Here is a 21,489-nt window from a genome sequence, read left to right as displayed (position 1 = left end):
AAATGAGCTTACCTAGTCCACATGGAGGAACATTAATTCAAAAATATGAACCACAATTCGATCTAGCTAAAGTGACAAAAACAATCGCAATCGACCGAATTGCATTAAGTGATTTAGAGTTGATTGCTATTGGCCTATTTAGCCCACTAACCGGTTTCTTAGGCAAAGAAGATTATGAATCTGTCGTGAAAAAAATGAGATTAAGTGATGGCACGGTTTGGTCAATTCCCATTACATTACCTGTTGATCTATCGGTTGCAGAACAACTCGATAAAGGGGAACAATATCGCTTGGATTTCGAGAATACAACTTATGGAGTCATCACAGTGTCGGAATGGTTTAGACCAGATTTAGAGATAGAGGCACATCATGTTTATCAAACTAACGACCATGAGCATCCAGGTGTGAAACGACTTTTTGAAAGAGGCAATCATTACGTAGCTGGTGAGATCACCCTTATAAGAAAACCTGAGAAAAAAGACTTTACAGATGTTTGGTTAGAGCCAAAAGACACTAGGGCTTTGTTTGTAGAAAAAGGTTGGCAATCGATTGTTGGCTTTCAAACACGTAACCCGATTCATCGTGCCCATGAGTATATTCAAAAGGCCGCCCTTGAGACTGTCGATGGCTTATTTGTGAACCCTTTAGTCGGTGAAACGAAAGCGGATGATATCCCGGCAACTATTCGTTTAGAAAGTTATCGCATTCTTTTAAAAGAATATTTCCCTCGTGAACGTGTTCACCTCGGTGTATACCCAGCAGCAATGAGATATGCTGGGCCGAGGGAAGCCATCTTTCACGCTATCGCTAGAAAAAACTTCGGGTGTACACATTTTATTGTTGGGCGAGACCATGCTGGTGTTGGCAATTATTATGGTACATACGATGCCCAAGAAATTTTCCACAACTTTACGAAAGAAGAGCTGGGTATTACACCGTTGTTCTTTGAACATAGTTTCTATTGTCACCGTTGCGAGGGAATGGCTTCAGATAAAACTTGTCCTCATGAAATGGAAGATCGTGTAATTTTATCTGGTACAAAAGTACGAGAGCTATTAAGTAAGGGTGAACAGCCACCTTCCACATTTAGTCGTAAAGAAGTGATTGATGTATTGATTAACGGATTAAAGTCAGATGCAACGGTTACGAGAGGGTGAATGAATATGACGAATCGTAACCTTACTTGGCATGATGCCGTGATTACAAAAGACGAGCGCCGTAGTAAACAGCAACATAGCAGTTGCACATTATGGTTTACAGGATTATCAGGTTCTGGTAAATCAACTTTAGCGAATGCCTTATCAGCCAAACTATTTGAGAAGGGCATAAAGGAATATGTGCTTGATGGAGATAATATCAGACATGGTCTAAATGCAGACTTAGGCTTTACTGAAAAAGATCGTACAGAAAATATCCGCCGTATTGGGGAAGTAGCTAAACTGTTTGTTGATAGTGGAACAATTGTTGTTACGGCATTCATCTCACCATTTTCTGCAGACCGTGATTGTGTACGTGAACAGTTTGCTTCCAATGAATTTTTTGAAATATTTATTGACTGCCCGTTAGCAGAATGTGAGAAAAGAGACCCGAAGAAATTATACGAGAAAGCGCGAAGAGGTGAAATAAAAAACTTCACCGGAATCGATTCACCTTATGAGCCTCCTAAACATCCGGATTTAACTATTAGGTCCGACCGGTTATCAGTTGAGGAAGCAATAACTGAAATACTATCGTTTTTACAACAACAACAAATCATTAAGGAGTTGTAGGCAATGGCTTATACAAAGCATTGGTCAAATAATGAAAAACTAAACAAAAGCGAAATAGCTAAACTCGAAAAAGATGGACTGAAAATTTATGAAGACATTCCACATTATGCAAAGAATGGCTTCTCGTCTATTCCTAAAGACCAATGGGATCTTTTCAAATGGGCAGGCTTGTATTTGCAAAAGCCTAAAGAAGCAGGTTATTTTATGATGCGCGTAAATGTACCTTCAGGAATTTTAACGAAGGAACAAGCGAATATTCTTGCTGGTATTGCCAAAGATTATGGTCGCGGGATTTTCGACATTACGACGCGACAAGCGATTCAATTTCACTGGTTAACAATTGAGGAAATCCCTGATATTTTTACAAGACTAGAAAGTGTTGGCCTTTCCAGTGCTGGTGCATGTGGGGATATAACGAGGAATATAGTCGGAAATCCGATTGCAGGCATCGACCCTGACGAATTATTTGATACGAGAGATATTGTCAAAGAAGTGTATGAGTATTTTCAATTTAATGAGGAATTTTCGAATTTACCAAGAAAATATAAGATGTCTATCAGTACAAACTTACACAACGCCGCTAATGCAGAAATTAACTGTGTCTCTTTTACACCGGCTGAAAAAAACATTGATGGTGAAGTAAAACAAGGCTTTCATTTAAAAGTAGGGGGAGGCCTATCTGCTAAGCCTTTTCTGGCAGAAACCGTTGATATATTTGTAGAAAAAGAGCAAGTGTTGCAGATTGCTATTGCCGTAACGACAATATTTAGAGATTACGGTTATCGAGATAAACGTCATCGTGCTAGATTAAAGTTTTTAATTGCTGACTGGGGTGTAGAGAAATTTAAAGAAAAACTTGAAGAATATACAGGGGAATTGCCTTCTAAAGGAGTTGAACCCGTGAAGAAATGGAATGCAGGGTATTTCTATGGCGTCCATGATCAGAAACAATCAGGGCTTAAGTTCATCGGTTTTAATGTACCTGTCGGCCGTTTAACAGCTGATGAAGTATTTGAACTTGTTCGAATCTCTGATCAATATGGTCAAGGTGAAATTAGAACATGTAATTCACAGAACTTGATTATTCCACATATCCCAGAAGAACATGTAGAATCGCTACTAGCCGAGCCCATTTTTAATAGAATTACAGTGAATCCGAATTCTTTCATCGGACATTCCGTTTCTTGCACAGGTATCCAATTTTGTAACTTAGCCTTAGTTGAGACAAAGGAAAGAATGCGCCAAATTGCAGAAGAACTCGATCGTCGCTTAACTGTTGATGTTCCGGTACGCATGCATATGATCGGTTGTCCGAATTCCTGCGGTCAACGGCAAATAGCCGATATCGGTTTACAAGGTGTGATGGTACGAAACAAGAATAAGGAAATGGAAGAAGCTTATGAAGTGTATGTTGGAGGAACGTTAGAATCTGGCGGAGAGTTTAACAAAAAGTTAAAAGGAAAAGTACCAGCCAACTTCCTCACAGATACACTTGAACATCTACTACATTTTTTTAATAAAGAAAAAATGGCAGGTGAGAACTTTTATACTTTTGTACAAAGAAATGGCACACAATCTTTGCAAGATCAACTAAATATTGTATTGGAGAATCATAAAGATGGCCTTTCTATATAGGTTTGAATTGTCATTGGTAAATAAGGAAATTCCAGCAGTCATTGTAGCTGATTCTGATGATGAAGCATTTACCCAATTAGATATTGAACTAGAAAAATATTATTTAAAATTGCCAGAAATAGACGAGGTCACGTTAAGAGAAAAGAAACGAATAACGAAAAAAATCGGTTTTATATTAGATGAATAATGGAGGCGGATAAATGAAGGGTTATGTTTACCTTGTTGGTGCAGGCTGTGGTGATCCTGAATTACTTACATTAAAAGCAATAAAAAAAATTCAGCAAGCGGATGTAATTTTATATGACCGACTAGTCAATCAGGAAATTTTATCATTTGCGAGAGAAGAGGCACAATTGATTTATTGTGGGAAGCTTCCTCATTATCATACGATGAAACAAGAAACGATCAACAATTTCCTCGTGAAATATGCAAAAAAAGGATTAGCAGTTGTTCGCCTAAAAGGTGGGGACCCCTTCGTGTTTGGTCGTGGAGGAGAAGAGGCCCTTGAATGTGTGAAACATCGTGTTCCATTTGAAGTGATTCCTGGGATTACTGCTGGCATTGGCGCTGCGAGCTATGCCGGCATTCCTGTCACCCATCGGCAAATCAGTCAAAGCTTTGCATTTATTACCGGTCATCAAGCGGGTGACTCAGTTGCTGACCAAAAATGGCATCACTTAGCACATGGGGTTGATACACTTTGTATATATATGGGTGTTTCACAATTGCCTGTCATTGTCGATCATCTTATTAAAAGCGGAAAAAATAGTGATACCCTAATTGCTATTGTGGAGTGGGGAACAACATTAAAACAACGGACGATAACTGGAAATTTAAAATCGATTGTAAACTTAGCGGAAGAAGAAGCAATCATCAATCCAAGTATGATTATTATTGGGGAGGTCGTTAAACTACGAGACGAACTGAACTGGTATATTGAAAATGGCTCAGCCCTTCAGAAGGTACATAGCGAATGAAAGCCATCCTTTATATTGCTCACGGCACAAGGTCAAAAAAAGGGATACGGGAAGTAGAAGGTTTTTTGCAGACCATCATGAAACAAGTAAATGTCCCTATACAAGAATGGTCCTATTTAGAAATATGTGCCCCAACGATTGAGCAAGGAATAGAAGCTTGTGTTCATCAAGGAGCACGGGAAATTGATGTCATTCCGTTACTTTTATTAAAAGGAGGGCATTACAAGAAGGATATTCCTGGCCTTCTACTATTATTGAAGAAGCGCTTTTCAGCTATTAAAATCAATTTGCATCCACCTTTTGGCGTCCAGAGCTATATTTTAGACGGAATAACTGATTTAATAAACGAAAAATATTCTCCCATTACCGAAACAGATCATTTACTTGTAGTAGGACGTGGAAGTAGCGATATGAACATTTATAAGGATTTCCACTTAATTACAACTGGGTTAAAGGAAAGGTTAGCTGTGAATAACGTGACCTCCTGCTTTCTTGCTGCAGCCACTCCTCGACTTGAAGAGGGCTACCATTTATCACAGAATCGTACAAATAATAGAGTAATTATTATCCCTTACTTATTATTTTCAGGGTTATTACTAGATGAATTGCAGCAATTCACCGAACAAAAAAGAGCTTTAGGAGATCAAACTTTCATCATTGAACCGTTAAGTCGCATCTCCAACATACAACTTCGATTGATGCAATATTTAAATAAAGGGGGCCCAGAAGATTGCAACCACTCGTTATTGATTTAAGTAATAAGGCAATTGTCATTGCGGGAGGTGGGAAGATTGCCGCACGCAAAGCGAAAGTTTTATTAGAACAAGGAGCCAATATTACTTTTATCGCACCTGCATTTTCAAATGAAGTCTTGAAATTAGCGCAACAAAATCATTTTCAATGCATAGAAAGAGAGGTCGAATTGGCTGATTTCGAGGATGCGTTTCTTTGTATTCTCGCCACCAATAATCGAGCGATTAATAACCATTTTGGCGAAATATTAACCCAGCAAAAGTTAGTTTGTGTAGTAGATGAATTAACGGATGGCAATACAATCTTCCCCGCTACTGTAACGAGAGGGCATCTGCAAGTAGCGGTTACTTCAAATGGCAGTAGTCCAAAGTTAACAAGAGCATTAAAACAACAATTAAGTAAACAATTTGATGAAAGTTGGACGGAGTATACAGCGTTTCTTGCCGAATATAGGCAGTTGGTTAAAAAATTGCCTATAAGTAAGATTGAAAAAAATGACTATTTACAAGAGGTACTAGCAGATGAATTCCGTGTAAATAATAAACAACAAAGAGAGAGCTTAGAAGCATTACATATAGCTGCTGTTCGGTCAACCGAAGGCAAAATCTAGAAAATAGATTTTGTCTTTTTTTATTTAACGAAAGAGGTGTTACCCATGAAAAATTTATTGCTTTTTATTTTTATTGGTTTATTCGCACAGTTAATTGATGGTGCTCTTGGAATGGCATACGGAGTGACTTCTACATCGCTTTTACTTGCTTTTGGCATTGTACCTGCCGTTGCTTCCGCATCGGTACATCTTGCTGAAGTTGTCACTACTGCCGCTTCAGGTATCTCACATATTAAATTTGGCAATGTAGATAAACAAACAGTATTTAAGTTAATCATCCCTGGTTCCATTGGTGCGTTCTTAGGTGCCACATTTTTAAGTAATATCCCAGGTGATTTAGCTAAGCCATATATTGCCCTTTTCCTTTTACTATTAGGTGTTTTTATCTTTATACGATTTTTATTTAAATATAAGGAAAGTAGCCACAAGTCATCGATCAATCTCAGTAAAAAGCAATCGATTCCTTTAGGTTTTATAGCCGGATTTGCTGATGCCACAGGTGGTGGCGGTTGGGGTCCAGTTACAACACCAGTATTGCTTTCAAAAAAAGGGGTAAGCCCAAGGAAAGTTGTTGGGACTGTTGACACAAGTGAATTTGCGATTGCCCTTTCTGCATCCATTGGTTTTCTTATTTCTTTAGGATGGAACGAGGTAAATTGGCTTTGGGTGGGAGCACTCATGGTAGGGGGTGTGATTGCAGCACCTATCGCTGCTTGGCTTGTACAGAAATTAAATCCACAATTAATGGGGGTGCTTGTTGGAGGATTCATCATTCTCATTAACATTCAAACAATTGTACAAACATGGATTAGTAATGAAGAGATTCATCCCATTGTGTATAGTGCTGTCGCAATCATATGGGTAACAGCAATTATCTTTACAATCATTCGAATCTACCATAAAAAAATGCTACATTTAAACTCTTAAAACACCAGTAAGGCTGGGATGAAATGATCCCAGCCTAGTTTCTTTACTCTTTCTCTTCAATTACCATCGTCAAGCCACCAAACTTTCCAGCTAACCAATTATAAATAACGGTCATGAGTGCAAGTATGCCAAAATAAATGGCCGCATACAATACAGATAATAAAAGCATAAATAAAATGCCAGTAAAGGCGATGACACCATCTTCGGTAAACAATAATAAGGAAGAAAATAATCCGAAAATAATCATCCCAATAATGGGGATAAATAATAAGTACAATGTGCTTTTTACAACACTACCAACAGAAAATCTTTTTATCTCTATCGTCTTCATGTAAATTCTCCTTTCTTATGACATATCCACTTTATGTAAGCGGCAAACCTTTTAGACTATAATACTATAAAAATGGACTAAATACTTTAGAGGATATATTTTATTCAGTTTGACCCCTTTTTTACAATAAGTGTAAATTGTAAACTGATATTAAAGATATTACTACAACACATGTTGAAAAAAGCAAGTATAATTCCTTTGTTTATGGAAAACTACGATGCATAATTATACTTTAAAAAGGATATTATTACAAAATTATCGGGACTATCATCTAATAAAATTTATTATTATACAAAATTTACACCTAATCCGGTAATTTATCCTTATTTGCTTCACTGTAATAATTTTTTGTATACATGACAATCTGAAGGAGGATTAGTTTACATAATAATTTTATAGTAACTAATATTGATCAAGATACAATAATTTTCAAAGTAGATGAATGATACTGTTATTATTAATAGTGGAGTTGCTCCGATCGAAGTGTTTAAATCATTAGATATAAAAAATATTTATAGTGATTATAGATGAGAGTAATTTTACATACTCTGAAGTAGATTGGGCTAATTATTATCATATTACTGATTTTTTTGAGTACGAGTTCATTATATTTTAGAGGACATTGGTCTCATCCAAATCAAGGGGGCCTGGTAGCAATACGCGGAAAACATACGCTAAGCAAATTTGATATTAAAAAAGTCGATTTTGGTTATTTAACTTAACGATTTTAAAGAGCCCTACTACATTTTATACATAGTAAGGCTCTTTAAAATCGTTACTAACTGTTTGAAAAAATAATAGTATTTAATCATACATTAAATTACTCTACTTTTCTAATATACTAAGAAAAGATTGTAGTACTGGAGAGATCCATCTGGATTTATGATAAATCACATTACTTTTAATAAGTTGTGATGCTTCAATTGGCTTAAAGATTAGTTCGTTATTGTTACAATTTTCTTTCACAACAATATAAGGAAGAATAGCAAGGCCCAACCCACACAAAACTGATTGTTTAATAACTTCAATACTTGAACTTTCAAATGTTCTGTCAGGCATCTGTCCACTCATACGTATGTAATTATCCACCATGGATCTGTACCCACAATTTCTCTCTGTATAGATAAACTGATAATCCTTTAATATCTTTAATGGATTTTTACATGAAGCTAAGTCAGCCGGTAAAACCCAACCTAAGGTCTCATCAAACAAAGGAGTCGTAATGAGCTCATCGTACTCCATTGATTGTCCAATCAAAAAAATGATATCTGTTTCTCCATCTCTCAGCTTCTTAATTGCTTGTTCATTTGTTCCCGTCTCAAGAACAATATTCACTTTAGGATTTATCTGTTTATATTTTTGTAGTATATTTGGTAATCGATAAACAGCTAAAGATTCATTCGCAGTAATCGTAAGCGTACCTTCAGGATGGTTGCTATCTTTTGGGATTTCTTGTGCTTTTTCGTAAATCGCAAGTAACTCTAACGCATAAGGATGAAAATGATGCCCCGATTTTGTTAAAAGTACTTTTTTCCCTAACCGATCGAAAAGTGGAGATTGTAAGTCGTTCTCCAAAGCTTTAATATGCGTTGTTACAGTGGATTGTGCATAATCTAATTCACGCGCTGCTTTTGAGAATCCACCATATTTAACAACAGCACAGAAAGTCTTAACATGTCTCATCTCCATAGCTAAACCTCTTTTTAGTATCATAATTTATGAATGATTATATCATATATTTCAATTTATCAAATAATAACTCTTCCATTATAGTAAAAGTAGGAATAAAAAAATGGACCTATTCCACTTCTTAAAATTAATTAACGGAGGAGAATAATATGAGGAAAAAGAGCTATCATATCGCTGTTGTAGGTGCTACTGGTGCAGTTGGCCAGAAAATTATTAACTTACTGGAGCAAATAACTGAATTTAATATAAACGAAATCACTCTTCTTTCATCGAAGCGATCTGCTGGTAAGAAAATTTCTTTTAAAGGTCAAGAAATCATCATTAAGGAAGCGGATGAAGCAAGCTTTAAGGATGTTGATATTGCATTTTTTAGTGCTGGCGGAGAAGTTTCCAGACAATTAGTAAGATTCGCGGTCGAAAGTGGCGCAGTGGTGATTGATAATACTAGCGAATATCGTATGTCAAGTGAAGTCCCACTTGTTGTTCCAGAAGTGAATGCACATACTCTTATTAGACACAAGGGGATTATTGCAGTACCCAATTGTTCTGCTTTACAAATGGTGACAGCACTTCAGCCAATTAGAAGATTATTTGGTTTAGAAAGAATTATTGTCTCTACATATCAAGCTGTATCAGGAACTGGAATACATGCCATCAATGAGTTAAAAGATCAATCAATGAGTTTACTCGCGGGTGAGGAGGCTACCGCTTCTATAATGCCTGCAAAAAAAGATAAGAAACATTATCCAATTGCTTATAATGTAATCCCGCAAGTAGATGTATTTACTGAAAATGATTACACCTTTGAAGAGGTAAAGATAATTCAAGAAACGAAGAAGATATTCGAAGATTCTAACCTAAAAATGGCTGCGACTTGTGTCAGAGTGCCAGTTGTAACAGGGCACTCTGAATCTGTTTATATTGAATTAGAACGAGTAGCAACTGTTGATGAAATGAGAGAAGTATTATCTTCGGCACCGGGCGTTGTTTTGCAGGATTCTCCAAGTAATCAACTATATCCAATGCCTATTTACGCGGTAGGAAAAACAGAAACGTTTGTTGGAAGAGTTCGAAAAGACCCTGACAATCCATATGGTTTCCACCTCTGGATTGTATCAGATAATTTATTAAAAGGGGCTGCTTGGAATTCAGTCCAGATTGTATTGACAATGGTCGAAAAAGATATCATTTGATCTCAACCTACTTGAAATGGAACAATAACAATAATAGCAACACCAGAATCTGTTTAATTGTAAATTGTATAAAAAGATTAAGGAATATAATAAAGACTTCAAAAATCAACAGACAGGAAGCGTAAACAAAAATCCTCAACCAATTTTCTATTGGAAGAGGATTTTTTATTAACACTTTACTAATTCACGAATGATTCTCTTAGCATCCTTTTCAGAAAGTTTATACTTCGTTTTTCAAAAGCGGTATTTAATAAAGTATGGATTTCTTGCTTTTACTACATATACGATTTGGCAGGTACATTTTTTATGCTTTTCTATCTCCCGGGACTGGGTCAGGAAATAATAAGATCCTCCCTATAGCATTTTGTACTTAGGTCTCTTTCCTACGGTTATTCCTTATCTTGTATTAGTTTATGTAACATCTCGGGTAGGAGCTTCAGAGGCGACAAGCTCCCTTTACTTAACACCAGCTCTTACATTTGTGATCGCTTGGGTTTGGCTTGGAGAGGTACCGACTACCGTTTCTGTTATAGGAGGAATCTTAACGCTATTTGGGGGTTTGTTCATTCATATAAAGAGAGATAAATAACCGAAAAGAGAAAATGAAATATACAAATAGAAGATTATTTTATTATTGAGTTCAGTCCGGAAAGTCATCTTTTTCTGTAGAAAATATTTTGTAATCTAGTTTTCTATATTTTATTGCAAATAATTCACATTAACTCTGTTAATAAATCTATGTTTCCTTAATACCATTGCATCAAGTTATGGTACAATTATTTTTGGGAATAATTAGAAATGGTGGTTCTCTATGAAAATAGTTAGCTTGTCTATCAACTGGTCTTCAGAAGTTGGACTTGCAATAGAGCTTTAAAAAGTCATGGTTGTGAAGAAATCTTAACTGACAAATGAGTGGATTAAAAGAGGAAAGAAAAGGATTTGAGGAATCTCTCCGGAACGAAACCTTATTCAAGAACATTCAGCAAGCTGAAGGATAGCAGCGAAGGTTAGAAGTAGATGAGGCTGAAAATCAGTAAAATTAGAAAGGAAGAAATAGTAATGCAGAAAACAAATTTGGCAAACGGCCTCCCTATAAAGGATGTTGCTTAAATGGGGGGATTTCTTCGTAGAACTATCTATTGTTATTTAGATAAGGAAGCAGGCTAAAAAAGGAAATGAAAAGTGAAACATAAAGACATCCCTGTATCGACATTAATGCCAAGCAATTTTGTAAGATAGTAAAAGAATGTGGTTAAGAGGAAGAGCATAGCTTACATCAGAACCAATGTTAGCGTTTGTTAGCATTTCTGATGATATAAGTGAACAAGTTTGCGTTTTGCTACTGGGCCCCATCAATGAGTATAAATTACTCAAGCAATCATTATGGTTTCTTAAAATGAACTAAAGGGTATTCAATTAAGAAATTCACGATGGTGGAAGAGGATAAGAAACGATAACGTTAATCCTCAATTAACTTCGTTCAATCGTTTAATTGTAGGTAATAAACGAATCATTGTGTGAAAAACACATTGTTGAGCAAAACTAGTGAAGGGAGGAATGAAAGATGAAAATAATTATTATTGGTGGCGATGCTGCCGGGATGAGTGCAGCGATGCAAATCATTCGCAACAGCAAGGAAAATCACGAAATTACTGTATTAGAAAAAGGAACGATTTATTCTTATGGACAATGTGGTCTTCCCTATTATATTAGTGGGGTAATTCCTCAAAAAGAAGACTTAATTGCCCGTTCTGTAACAACTTTCCGCGAGAAATATGGAATTGATGCCAAAGTACAACATGAAGTCTCTAATATTAATACAGATACGAAAATTGTTGAGGGATATAACTATATTGATCAACAACCATTTCAACTTACATACGATAAATTATTGATTGCCACTGGAGTTAGTCCTGTTATGCCTGATTGGGAGGGGACTGATCTTCCAGGAATATTCACTTTAAAAACCATACCTGACGCAAATGAAATAATCCAGGAAATGAATAATCGAACGATTAAACATGTGACGATTATTGGTGGTGGATACATTGGTTTGGAAATGGCTGAAAGCTTTGTGAGGTTAGGGAAAAGGGTAACCATTATCGAGCGGAATAAACAACTTGCTACCATTTTTGATGAAGATATGGCACAGCTAATCCATCAAAAGGCTAAAGAGCATCAAGTAACTTTAAAATTAGGTGAAGAAGTTCAATCCTTTTCAGGAAAGGCTTTTGTCGAAAGCATTACGACTGATAAAGGGTCATACAAGACAAATCTTGTCTTAGTGGCAATTGGTGTCAAGCCAAACGTAGCATTTCTCGAAAAAACAGATATTTCACTCAGTCAGCACGGGGCAATACGGGTGAACAATTATATGCAAACCAGTATAAAAGATGTATATGCAGCAGGAGATTGTGCTACGCAATATCATCGAATTAAAGCGTTAGATGATCATATTCCTTTGGGCACACACGCAAATAAACAGGGACAAATTGCAGGTCTGAGCCTATTAGGAATTCCTAAGCCGTTTAAAGGAATCGTAGGATCATCTGTCATTAAATTTTTTAACTTAACATTAGGAAGAACAGGTATTTCTGAAAAGGAAGCTAAAGAACTAAATATTCCTTACGAGATTGTCGTAACAGACGCTCACGATATTGCTGGGTATTACCCAGATGCAAAAAGAATGAAGGTTAAACTTTTATACCATAAGAAATATCGCACATTACTTGGGGGACAAATAATTGGAGAGTACGGGGTAGATAAGCGAATAGACGTTCTTGCCACTGCGTTATACAATCAAATGTCTATCGATGACTTAATGGATTTAGATTTATCGTATGCGCCACCTTTCAACGGGGTATGGGACCCAGTGCAACAAGCCGCACGCAGAAGCAAATAAGAAGAACGCCGTCTACATAAGTAGCGGCGTTTCTTTTTAGAATAATATTACTTGCTTAATACGGCATCCTTGATTTTTAAATCAAAACGATCGGCATTCATTACTTTAACCCAAGCGGAGATAAAGTCTTTAACAAATTTCTCTTTATTATCTTCTTGTGCATATACTTCAGCGATCGAACGTAATACAGAGTTAGAACCAAATACTAAGTCCACTCTTGAAGCGGTACGAACAACTTCACCTGTTTGGCGATTACGGCCTTCAAAAATACCGCCTTGAACTGGTTTCCATTCTACACTCATATCAAGTAAGTTCGTAAAGAAATCATTGGATAGTGTGCCTACATTTTCAGTAAATACGCCATGGCTTGTGCCACCATGATTTGTACCTAATACACGCATACCGCCAATTAACACAGTCATTTCAGGAGCAGTTAAGTTTAGTAGTTGTGCTTTATCTACCAATAACTCCTCAGAAGCTACACTGTACTCTTGCTTTTGATAATTACGGAAACCATCAGCAATTGGCTCTAATACTTCGAAGTTTTCTACATCCGTCTGATCTTCTGTGGCATCTCCACGACCTGCTGAGAATGGAACAGTGACGTCAAAACCAGCATTTTTTGCTGCTTGTTCAATCGCCGCACTACCACCAAGTACAATTAAATCAGCTAAGCTGACTTTTTTATTTAATCCAGCTTGTAAACCTTCTAATGTATGAAGTACTTTAGAAAGTTGTTCAGGTTGATTCACTTCCCAGTCCTTCTGTGGAGCAAAACGGATTCGCGCACCATTTGCACCTCCACGATTGTCAGAACCACGGAATGTACTAGCTGATGCCCATGCAGTTGTAACAAGCTCACTTATTGATAAACCTGAATCTAAAATTTTGGCTTTTAACTCAGACACTTCAGCATCTGTTAGTTCATAGTCTACTTTAGGGATGGGGTCTTGCCATACTAATTCTTCTTCTGGTACTTCTGGACCTAAATAACGATCACGTGGACCCATATCACGGTGCAGAAGTTTAAACCAAGCACGTGCAAAAGCATCGGCGAATTCTTCTGGATTCTCATAGAACCTACGAGAGATCTTCTCATAAGCAGGGTCCATACGTAGCGCCATATCAGCAGTTGTCATCATTGTTTTTACACGGACAGAGCTATCTGCGGCATCAGGCGCCATATGTGCTTCATCTTGACCTACTGCTTGCCATTGATACGCACCGGCAGGGCTTTTTGTTAATTCCCACTCATATCCAAATAATTGTTCGAAGAAACCGTTATCCCACTGAGTAGGGTTTGCAGTCCATGCACCTTCAATTCCACTTGTAATTGTGTCACGACCTTTACCACTACCATGTGAGCTGATCCAACCAAGTCCTTGCGCTTCAATTGGCGCTGCTTCTGGTTCTGGGCCAACTTGCGCAGCATCTCCAGCACCATGTGCTTTACCGAAAGTATGTCCACCTGCAACAAGGGCAACTGTTTCTTCATCATTCATACCCATACGTGCAAATGTTTCCCGAATATCTTTACCACTTGCTACAGGATCTGGTTTCCCATTTGGACCTTCAGGGTTCACATAAATCAGACCCATTTGTACAGCCGCTAAAGGATTTTCCAATTCACGATCTCCTGAGTAGCGGTTATCACCAAGCATTTCTTTTTCATTACCCCAGTATACATCTTCTTCAGGGTGCCAAATATCTGCTCGGCCACCACCGAAACCAAATGTTTTACCACCCATCGATTCGATGGCAACGTTTCCTGCTAATAGAATGAGATCTGCCCAAGAAATTTTGTTACCGTACTTTTGTTTAATAGGCCATAAAAGACGACGAGATTTATCAATGTTGGCATTGTCTGCCCAACTATTAAGAGGGGCAAACCGTTGTGAACCTGTACCGCCACCCCCGCGGCCATCACCTGTACGGTAAGTACCTGCAGAATGCCAAGCCATACGAATAAACTGTGGTCCGTAATGACCGAAGTCTGCTGGCCACCAATCTTGGCTATCCGTCATTAATTTATGAAGATCTTGCTTTAAAGCATAGTAATCTAGTTTAGTAAATTCTTCAGTATAATCGAAATCTTCACCCATTGGATTAGACTTTTTATCATGTTGGTGAAGAATATTTAAGTTTAATTGATTGGGCCACCAATCTTTGTTAGTCGTTGCTTCAGATTGCTGCTTCGTTACACTTCCATGATGAAAAGGGCAGCCACCTCCGCCTGAATGGTTTGCTTCAGAAATAATATTATTTTCGCTCATACTGATTCTCCTTTATTGTGAAGTGAGGTAATTATCATCATCTACTAATCAATCTCAGATAATAATAATTATTATATAATGATTATAATAAAATATAATAAAAAAAGTAAAGGGAAAAGATGAAATTTACGAGAAAATTATATTCTAAGAGGATAAACAATGGAATATTAGGGTCCTTTTATTCTTGTAAAATAGTAAAAAGAGAAGGAGGATATGAGAAAACGCAAATGAAATTGATAAAATTAATATGTAAATGAAAATAAATCAGTAAAAGGTATTATCAGTTAATAGAGGTCATAAAATAAAGATAGAAAAATCTGACTATTTATCTTTTATTGTAAATGAAAGTAACTAAAATGGAAAGTATTAGCCTTTGATTAATATAATCTTTCTTAATAATCCTTTTAAATAGGTGGGGAAGGCAATGATTCATCAAAAGGAAAACAGCTTCTTAATCATCATCATTACTCTATTACTATTATGTATTACATTGATTCTAGGGGCTTGTTTACATATCATGTTTGAATGGGACTTGACCATTATAGCTGGTTTGATCGGATTTGTTGGAGCGATTATTGGCGGAATGATTACCTTCTACGGTGTTAGAGTAACCATTTGGCATCGTGATAAGGAAATCTTTCTCTCAACCGCTACCTCAAAACTACTTTTAATAACGACGAAGATTGAACCTAAATATAAAGAGATTGCTAATGAAGCATTACTATACTCTAATGTTTTTAATTTAGACATTGATTACCATCTGAAAGCAAAAAGATTACACGAACTAATGAAACGGTTCATCTATACATCATATGAAGATATGGAAACACTCTATGACATTATGGAATATGAAGACATTAAAGGCTTTCATCAATCACTTAAAGAGATGAGAGAAGAAGTAGTGAATGAATCGAATGTGCAACTAAATGATTTAATTCAGCTTATTCAGCAAAGCTACCAATATATCTTTGCAACTTCTGCAAAATTAGAAAAGAAATATTTCCAATACAAGAAGCAAGTTCTTTAAACCGTCAAAATTCTTCAATGAAATTTTGTAAAAAAGAGGGTTTAATCGCTGATAAATGGAAGTTTTATGTATGCGCTCGCAGTAACATCGCAGCTAATTAGAAGGAGGGAGAAGCAGTATGAAAAACTTTGGACATACGCTCATTTTTGGAGGAACAGGTATGTTAAAGGAAACAACAAAATGGTTAATTGATCGCACGACTCAAACAAGAATCTATGGAAGAAAGAGCAAATCCCTAGAGCATTCAAATACAACTTATCGCCTTTTAGATTACACAGATACTGACAAACTTATTGAAGAGATTACCCTTGCTCACAAAGATGGCGGTCCCATTCACACTGTTTTAGCATGGATTCACAATACAGCCCCCAACGCTATTCCTATAATGAACAAACAAATAGAGCAATTACAAAATGAACCTTGGACACTCTATCTTGTAAAAGGCAGCAGTTCAGACATCGAAAGTATCAAATCCTCCCAACAAAACTACCAAGACCAATGTAAGCTTAAAATCATCCAACTAGGCTTCAAATATAACGGAACATCTTCCAGGTGGCTCACACACGAAGAAATATCAGCTGGTACAATTGACAGTATGCAATCAGAGAGGGATTTCACCATCATTGGCACACTTAAGCCTTGGGAGGCGCGACCTTAATTCACCTTTATATGAATGGAATTATTTAAACTAAGGTTTATTTTTCATAAGATCATTTAAAGTAACATTGATCTAAATGCGTCAATATACCAATGGGAAATCTAGATTATTTGTTATAATAACTTTAATCTCAGTAAAAGTGGTGATCCTGTTGTTATCTGAATTATACAAAAGTGAAATAACGACAATTGCTATAAGGTTCTTTCGCCACTATTCTTGTAAGATACATATCTATTTTGAGAATTGTGATAGGGAGAATTCAACCTTTAGTGTCCTTATTGAAGAAAAACTCCGGAAAACGAGGAACCATATTGGACAATTATTTAAAGAATCATGTAGCATTTGTACTGACTTATGTACATTAACTGAATACCCAGATGAAGAAATAAGTATGACCCCAATTAGGATAGCGGATCAAATAGTGGCATATCTTGTTATTCAAAATGGTATGAAAAATGAACAGCGATATGAAACATTAGAACTCATTGACTCTCAATTGGACTTATGTAAATCGACGATCGAAATAAAATTACAAAGTCTAGAACTAGAACGTCTTTATCATGAAACGTTAGATGAACTGCAAATCTTTTTACAAACTACAAGCGATGTATTTGTCCTAATTAACAAAGAAGACATCATTGAAACGACCAGTCAAACATTCTCATCTATTAATGAGGATAGATTAAATGTAGTAGGCTTAAATATTTCGACTTTAATGTACAGTAAAGATTGGGAAAGACTCAAAAAGGATAAAGTCATTGAAGAGGTTGAATTATTGGTGAACAAAGGAAAAGCTACGGTTTCTTTAAGAACAATCAAATCAAATGATGTAACAATCTCCTATTTAATACAAATATTAATGGATAAAGGAACTGTGAAAAAACCGATTGCTAAACAAACGCTCTATACTTTTCAACAAATTAAAGGGACTAGTCATAGTATTCAAAAAACGATTGAAAAAGCACAGAGAGTAGCTAATAGTGACTCATCTATTCTATTAAGAGGTGAAAGTGGTACGGGAAAGGAAATTTTTGCCCAATCTATTCACCATGGAAGCAATCGAAGTAAAAGGCCATTTATTGCACTAAATTGTGCGGCCATACCGGAATCATTATTAGAAAGTGAATTATTTGGCCATGTAAAAGGTGCATTTACTGGTTCACATACCACAAGGGTTGGGCGCTTTGAGCTCGCAAATGGCGGTACGCTTTTTTTAGATGAGATTGGTGATTTATCTCCTTCTCTTCAAGCGAAGTTATTAAGGGTTGTTCAAGAAAGAAGAATAGAAAAAGTAGGTGATAATCAATCAACCCCAGTTGATGTAAGAATCATTACTGCTACTCATCAAAACTTGGAGCAATTGGTTCAAGTAGGTAAGTTCAGAAAAGATTTATATTACCGTTTAAATGTTATACCGATTGTCATCCCACCTTTAAGAGATAGAAGGGAGGATATCCCGATATTGATTGAATATTTTATGAAAAACTTATCAAAACAAGCTGGAAAAAAACCGAAAAGAATTTCTAAAGAAGTATTGGAGATTTTATTGAAAAACAATTGGAGCGGCAATATTAGAGAGTTACAAAATGTCGTTCACCACTTTGTTCAATTAGAAATCGGTGAATTGGTGACTCAAAAAAGTTTGCCAACGTATCTTAAAGATGAAATACAATCTCAAATACAATTACAACCAAATCAAAAGCGTTTATATAGAAAACAATCCAATGAAAACAAAGAGGAAATCCTCCGACTATTAGATGAATTCGGAAGGGATACCTTGGGTAAAAAAAGAGTAGCAAAATCTTTGAATATAAGTTTACCAACCTTATACCGCAAACTGAATAAATTAAGAATTAAGTAATTTGAGAAACAAAGAGAAAAGTTGAGAAAAAATGAGAAATCAATGTATTTAACCTGTTTTTCTCAATTATCATTCTCAAGTAAATATATAAAAATCCTCTCACTTGAGAGGATTTTCACGTTTAATCTAGATACATAAAGTTACGAGATTCGTGGTTTTTTAAGTTATTATTTTATTTTTGAATTTTGGTACAGAACTTGCAATTAGTAAAGGAAGGAGATAAAGAAATGCCTTGGAAAATAACTAAAGAAGACATTCGATTCATTTCCCTTGGGGCAAGAATATTATCTTGTGGAGGTGGTGGTAATACAAGATCAATTGAAGCTTTAATTTTGTCTGTGATGAAAGACGATGATGTGATAGAGGTGATACCCATTCATGAAGTGAAGGATGATTGGTGGGTAACTGCTATTGGAATTATGGGTTCAACAGTCCTCTTTAATGAAGATTTACCGACAGGCGAAGAAGTGGAAACAGCACTTAGTTTATATGAAAAGGAATTTAACAAAAATGTAGATGCCCTCATTTCTATTGAAATAGGCGGTGTGAATGCTTTGGCTCCCCTTTTACTTGCTCTAAAGCGGCACCTTCCTGTGATTGATGGAGATGGAATGGGAAGAGCCTTTCCAGAGCTTTATATGACTACTTTGCATTTAAATGGTATTCCACTTGCCCCTCTTTCACTAGTCACGCAAGAAAATATGAAGTTCATTCCTTCTTCATACACTTCCGATCAGGCAGTAGATGAAGCGAAATCATTTGCTAAGAATAATGGAGGGCATAGTCACTTAGTTGGCTATGGTGCTAGTGGAGATGAGATCAAAACTTCCATGTTGTCAGGGACACTTTATTTAGCTTATCGTTTAGGGAAAATTATTGCGTCTTATGGCGACGGAATGACCCGATTAAGACAAATAATGAACGCATTTGAAAATTCTATCTACGGAGAATTATCTTTTGTGATTAAAGGGTATGTAACAGAAGTCTCTCGTTGGTTTGAAAATGAAGGGATTGTTGGAAAACTATTCATTGAAAGCTATACAAAACAACATAACCAGAAAATTGAAATCCAATTTATGAATGAATTTTTTTTCATTCATAATGGCGAAAACATTTATCGTGTGCCAGATTTAATTGTGTTTCTCCATATAGATTCACTTGAACCAATCAGTGTTGTAGACATTCAAAAGGCTCAATCAGTCATAGTTTTAGTTATACCTGCTCCTAACATATTGCATACTACAGATATGTTAACACTCATACACATGAAAGAATCCTATCAACTATTAAAGAAAGAGGAAGACCAATGAGGTTAGGAATTGATGTAGGTGGAACAAATACTGATGCAGTTATCATTGATGAATCAGACAATATAAAGGGCTGGTCAAAGCAATTGACGACAAGTAACTTGGGAGAAACCATCTATAAAACCGCAAAAGTACTATTAAATGAGGCTAATGTAAAGTCAGAATCGATAAAAGGGGTCTTCTTAGGCACTACACATGTACTAAATGAATTGTACTATCCAAAAAATTTAGCCAAGACAGCTTTGATTCGCTTAACTAAGAAACCATCGAAAATCAAACCAGGTTTATTTTGGCCAAGTCATTTAAGTAAATACATTATAAAAGAGTTTCATTTAGAAACAAGATATGATTTTACAAGGCAAATACCTCATTATGAAATCGATTATGAAAGTGTATTGAAGATAATGAAGGAAATAGAAAAAGCAAAAGTAGATGCTGTATGTATAGTAGGCGCCTTTTCTTCCTTTTATGAGGATGAAGAAAATAACTTAAAAAAAGTGATCGCCTCTCATATGCCTTCTCTTTCTGTCACTGTATCTAATGAAATAGGAAGTATAGGCTTTTTAGATCGTGAGAATGCCTCTTTGCTTAACTCAATGTTGTCATTTGTGATGAAGGATGCTTTAAGCTCCATTAATGATATCTTAAAAAACTTAGGTCTGCATTGCCCTTATTGGATAACCCAAAATGATGGATCATTGATGAAAGTAGAAGAAGCGATTAAGTTACCTATTTTCACAATCGGTTCTGGCATAACTAATAGTTTACGCGGCGCTTCCAAACTTACTGGTTTAAAGAACTTCATAGCGATTGATGTTGGAGGCAGCACAATTGATATTGGTATGGTAAGTCATGGTCATCCACAAACAGAAGAAGGGCCTGTAAAAGTATTGGATATACCAGTAAATGTTAGGCTTCCAAAAGTACATTCACTTTCAACAGGTGGAGGCAATTTGGTCAATACTCATAAAGGGAATTTATTAATTGAAGATACAATTGCAAGTGATATAACAAAAGATGGGCTTGCATGGGGAGGAGAGCAATGGACAATATCCGACTCGTTTTTAAAAATCTTTCCTCATTCATTCAAGGATAAACACATTAAATATGAAAATTTAGAAGGTATTTCAACAGAAGATTGTTTAAAAGTAGTAAATACGGTATCAAGCAGGATAAGAGAAAAAATCAGACAATTACAACCTAAAGATCAATACATCCCACTCGTTCTAGTTGGGGGTGGAAGTCCTTTACTTCTAAATAATATTTTCACTAAATTTGATAAAGCTATCCAGCCTGTAGGTTATCAAATATGTAATGCGGTAGGGGCTTGTTATGCTCCTCTAAGCTCAAGTCTAGACAAAGTTTTTTGGCTAAATGATCGCACAAAAGAAGAAATTGTAGAAAGAGAGAAAGAGAGAGTAATTAAAGAGTTAATTCATAAAGGAGCAAAACCTGAAACGATCAAAATTAATAGAGTGGAGGAATTTCCATTCGATTATTTAAAAGGTGAAATGTTTCGTTTGAAAATAATGGCATTTGGTGATTTATAATCTTATTTTAAAAAAGAGAGGGCGAAA

At 36.1% G+C, this 21,489-nt stretch carries 18 protein-coding genes and 1 pseudogene; 16 read left to right on the top strand and 3 right to left on the bottom strand.

All coding sequences use genetic code 11. The annotated features are described in order from the left end of the window. Positions 1-2: 2 nt before the first annotated feature. The 8 genes from sat to MKX67_RS11650 are packed head-to-tail and all read left to right on the top strand — an operon-like array spanning position 3 to position 6,671. Positions 3-1,157, top strand: coding sequence for a sulfate adenylyltransferase (sat, locus tag MKX67_RS11685; protein WP_322909327.1), 1,155 nt, complete (start codon positions 3-5; stop codon positions 1,155-1,157). A 6-nt stretch (positions 1,158-1,163) separates the two neighbouring features. Next, a complete protein-coding gene (cysC, locus tag MKX67_RS11680; RefSeq protein ID WP_322909326.1) occupies positions 1,164-1,769 on the top strand; it encodes an adenylyl-sulfate kinase in 606 nt (201 codons plus the stop codon). A 3-nt stretch (positions 1,770-1,772) separates the two neighbouring features. Further along, on the top strand, positions 1,773-3,404 hold the full coding sequence (locus MKX67_RS11675; RefSeq protein WP_095373295.1) for a ferredoxin--nitrite reductase: 1,632 nt from the start codon (positions 1,773-1,775) through the stop codon (positions 3,402-3,404). After that, positions 3,388-3,591, top strand: a complete 204-nt coding sequence (locus tag MKX67_RS11670; protein WP_095373296.1) for a DUF3906 family protein — start codon at positions 3,388-3,390, stop codon at positions 3,589-3,591. Before MKX67_RS11675 ends, MKX67_RS11670 begins: the two co-directional genes overlap by 17 nt. Positions 3,592-3,604: 13 nt before the next feature. Then, on the top strand, positions 3,605-4,381 hold the full coding sequence (gene cobA / locus MKX67_RS11665) for a uroporphyrinogen-III C-methyltransferase (RefSeq protein ID WP_342489245.1): 777 nt from the start codon (positions 3,605-3,607) through the stop codon (positions 4,379-4,381). Beyond that, positions 4,378-5,136 (top strand): sirohydrochlorin chelatase, encoded by a 759-nt coding sequence (locus tag MKX67_RS11660; protein WP_095373298.1) that lies wholly within the window; start codon positions 4,378-4,380, stop codon positions 5,134-5,136. The genes cobA and MKX67_RS11660 overlap by 4 nt, the downstream gene beginning before the upstream one ends. Beyond that, entirely contained in the window at positions 5,112-5,744 is a 633-nt protein-coding gene (locus tag MKX67_RS11655; protein WP_322909325.1) for an NAD(P)-dependent oxidoreductase, read from the top strand. The genes MKX67_RS11660 and MKX67_RS11655 overlap by 25 nt, the downstream gene beginning before the upstream one ends. A gap of 45 nt (positions 5,745-5,789) precedes the next feature. Continuing rightward, complete coding sequence (locus MKX67_RS11650; protein ID WP_095373300.1) at positions 5,790-6,671, top strand: sulfite exporter TauE/SafE family protein; 882 nt, start codon at positions 5,790-5,792, stop codon at positions 6,669-6,671. 43 nt (positions 6,672-6,714) lie between these two features. Here MKX67_RS11650 and MKX67_RS11645 read toward each other — a convergent pair whose 3' ends face one another. Together MKX67_RS11645 and MKX67_RS11640 are read right to left on the bottom strand one after the other, a co-directional pair. Beyond that, positions 6,715-7,002 carry a SoxR reducing system RseC family protein gene (locus tag MKX67_RS11645; RefSeq protein WP_095373301.1) on the bottom strand — a complete coding sequence of 96 codons (288 nt, stop codon included), beginning with the start codon at positions 7,000-7,002 and terminating at the stop codon, positions 6,715-6,717. An 825-nt stretch (positions 7,003-7,827) separates the two neighbouring features. Beyond that, entirely contained in the window at positions 7,828-8,715 is an 888-nt protein-coding gene (locus MKX67_RS11640) for a LysR family transcriptional regulator (RefSeq protein ID WP_322909323.1), read from the bottom strand. A gap of 125 nt (positions 8,716-8,840) precedes the next feature. Here MKX67_RS11640 and MKX67_RS11635 point away from each other — a divergent pair, with 125 nt between their 5' ends. The 3 genes and pseudogenes from MKX67_RS11635 (at position 8,841) to MKX67_RS11625 (ending at position 12,786) form a co-directional block, all read left to right on the top strand. After that, positions 8,841-9,884 (top strand): aspartate-semialdehyde dehydrogenase, encoded by a 1,044-nt coding sequence (locus tag MKX67_RS11635; protein WP_322909322.1) that lies wholly within the window; start codon positions 8,841-8,843, stop codon positions 9,882-9,884. A 190-nt stretch (positions 9,885-10,074) separates the two neighbouring features. Next, a pseudogene (locus tag MKX67_RS11630) lies at positions 10,075-10,473 on the top strand (DMT family transporter); the annotation flags it as partial. A gap of 975 nt (positions 10,474-11,448) precedes the next feature. Then, positions 11,449-12,786 carry an FAD-dependent oxidoreductase gene (locus MKX67_RS11625; protein WP_322909321.1) on the top strand — a complete coding sequence of 446 codons (1,338 nt, stop codon included), beginning with the start codon at positions 11,449-11,451 and terminating at the stop codon, positions 12,784-12,786. Positions 12,787-12,833: 47 nt separating this feature from the next. On the opposite strand, the gene katG is transcribed toward MKX67_RS11625, so the two are convergent. Further along, entirely contained in the window at positions 12,834-15,059 is a 2,226-nt protein-coding gene (gene katG / locus MKX67_RS11620; protein ID WP_095373305.1) for a catalase/peroxidase HPI, read from the bottom strand. A 424-nt stretch (positions 15,060-15,483) separates the two neighbouring features. On the opposite strand from katG, the gene MKX67_RS11615 reads away from it, so the two are divergent. The 5 genes from MKX67_RS11615 to MKX67_RS11595 all read left to right on the top strand — a co-directional run bounded on the left by MKX67_RS11615 (position 15,484) and on the right by MKX67_RS11595 (position 21,462). Continuing rightward, a complete protein-coding gene (locus MKX67_RS11615) occupies positions 15,484-16,086 on the top strand; it encodes a hypothetical protein (protein ID WP_095373306.1) in 603 nt (200 codons plus the stop codon). Between the two features lie 118 nt (positions 16,087-16,204). Then, on the top strand, positions 16,205-16,744 hold the full coding sequence (locus tag MKX67_RS11610) for a short-chain dehydrogenase (RefSeq protein ID WP_322909320.1): 540 nt from the start codon (positions 16,205-16,207) through the stop codon (positions 16,742-16,744). A 151-nt stretch (positions 16,745-16,895) separates the two neighbouring features. Beyond that, positions 16,896-18,605, top strand: a complete 1,710-nt coding sequence (locus tag MKX67_RS11605) for a sigma 54-interacting transcriptional regulator (RefSeq protein ID WP_322909319.1) — start codon at positions 16,896-16,898, stop codon at positions 18,603-18,605. Positions 18,606-18,832: 227 nt separating this feature from the next. Then, a complete protein-coding gene (locus tag MKX67_RS11600) occupies positions 18,833-19,915 on the top strand; it encodes a DUF917 domain-containing protein (RefSeq protein ID WP_322909318.1) in 1,083 nt (360 codons plus the stop codon). Further along, positions 19,912-21,462 carry a hydantoinase/oxoprolinase N-terminal domain-containing protein gene (locus MKX67_RS11595; RefSeq protein WP_322909317.1) on the top strand — a complete coding sequence of 517 codons (1,551 nt, stop codon included), beginning with the start codon at positions 19,912-19,914 and terminating at the stop codon, positions 21,460-21,462. Before MKX67_RS11600 ends, MKX67_RS11595 begins: the two co-directional genes overlap by 4 nt. Positions 21,463-21,489: the final 27 nt, after the last annotated feature.

The organism is Cytobacillus sp. FSL W7-1323 (assembly GCF_038595015.1).
GTDB lineage: Bacteria > Bacillota > Bacilli > Bacillales > Cytobacillaceae > Cytobacillus > Cytobacillus kochii.
Note: the sequence above shows the minus strand (reverse complement) of the source record. Positions and strands in the feature narration are given on the sequence as shown.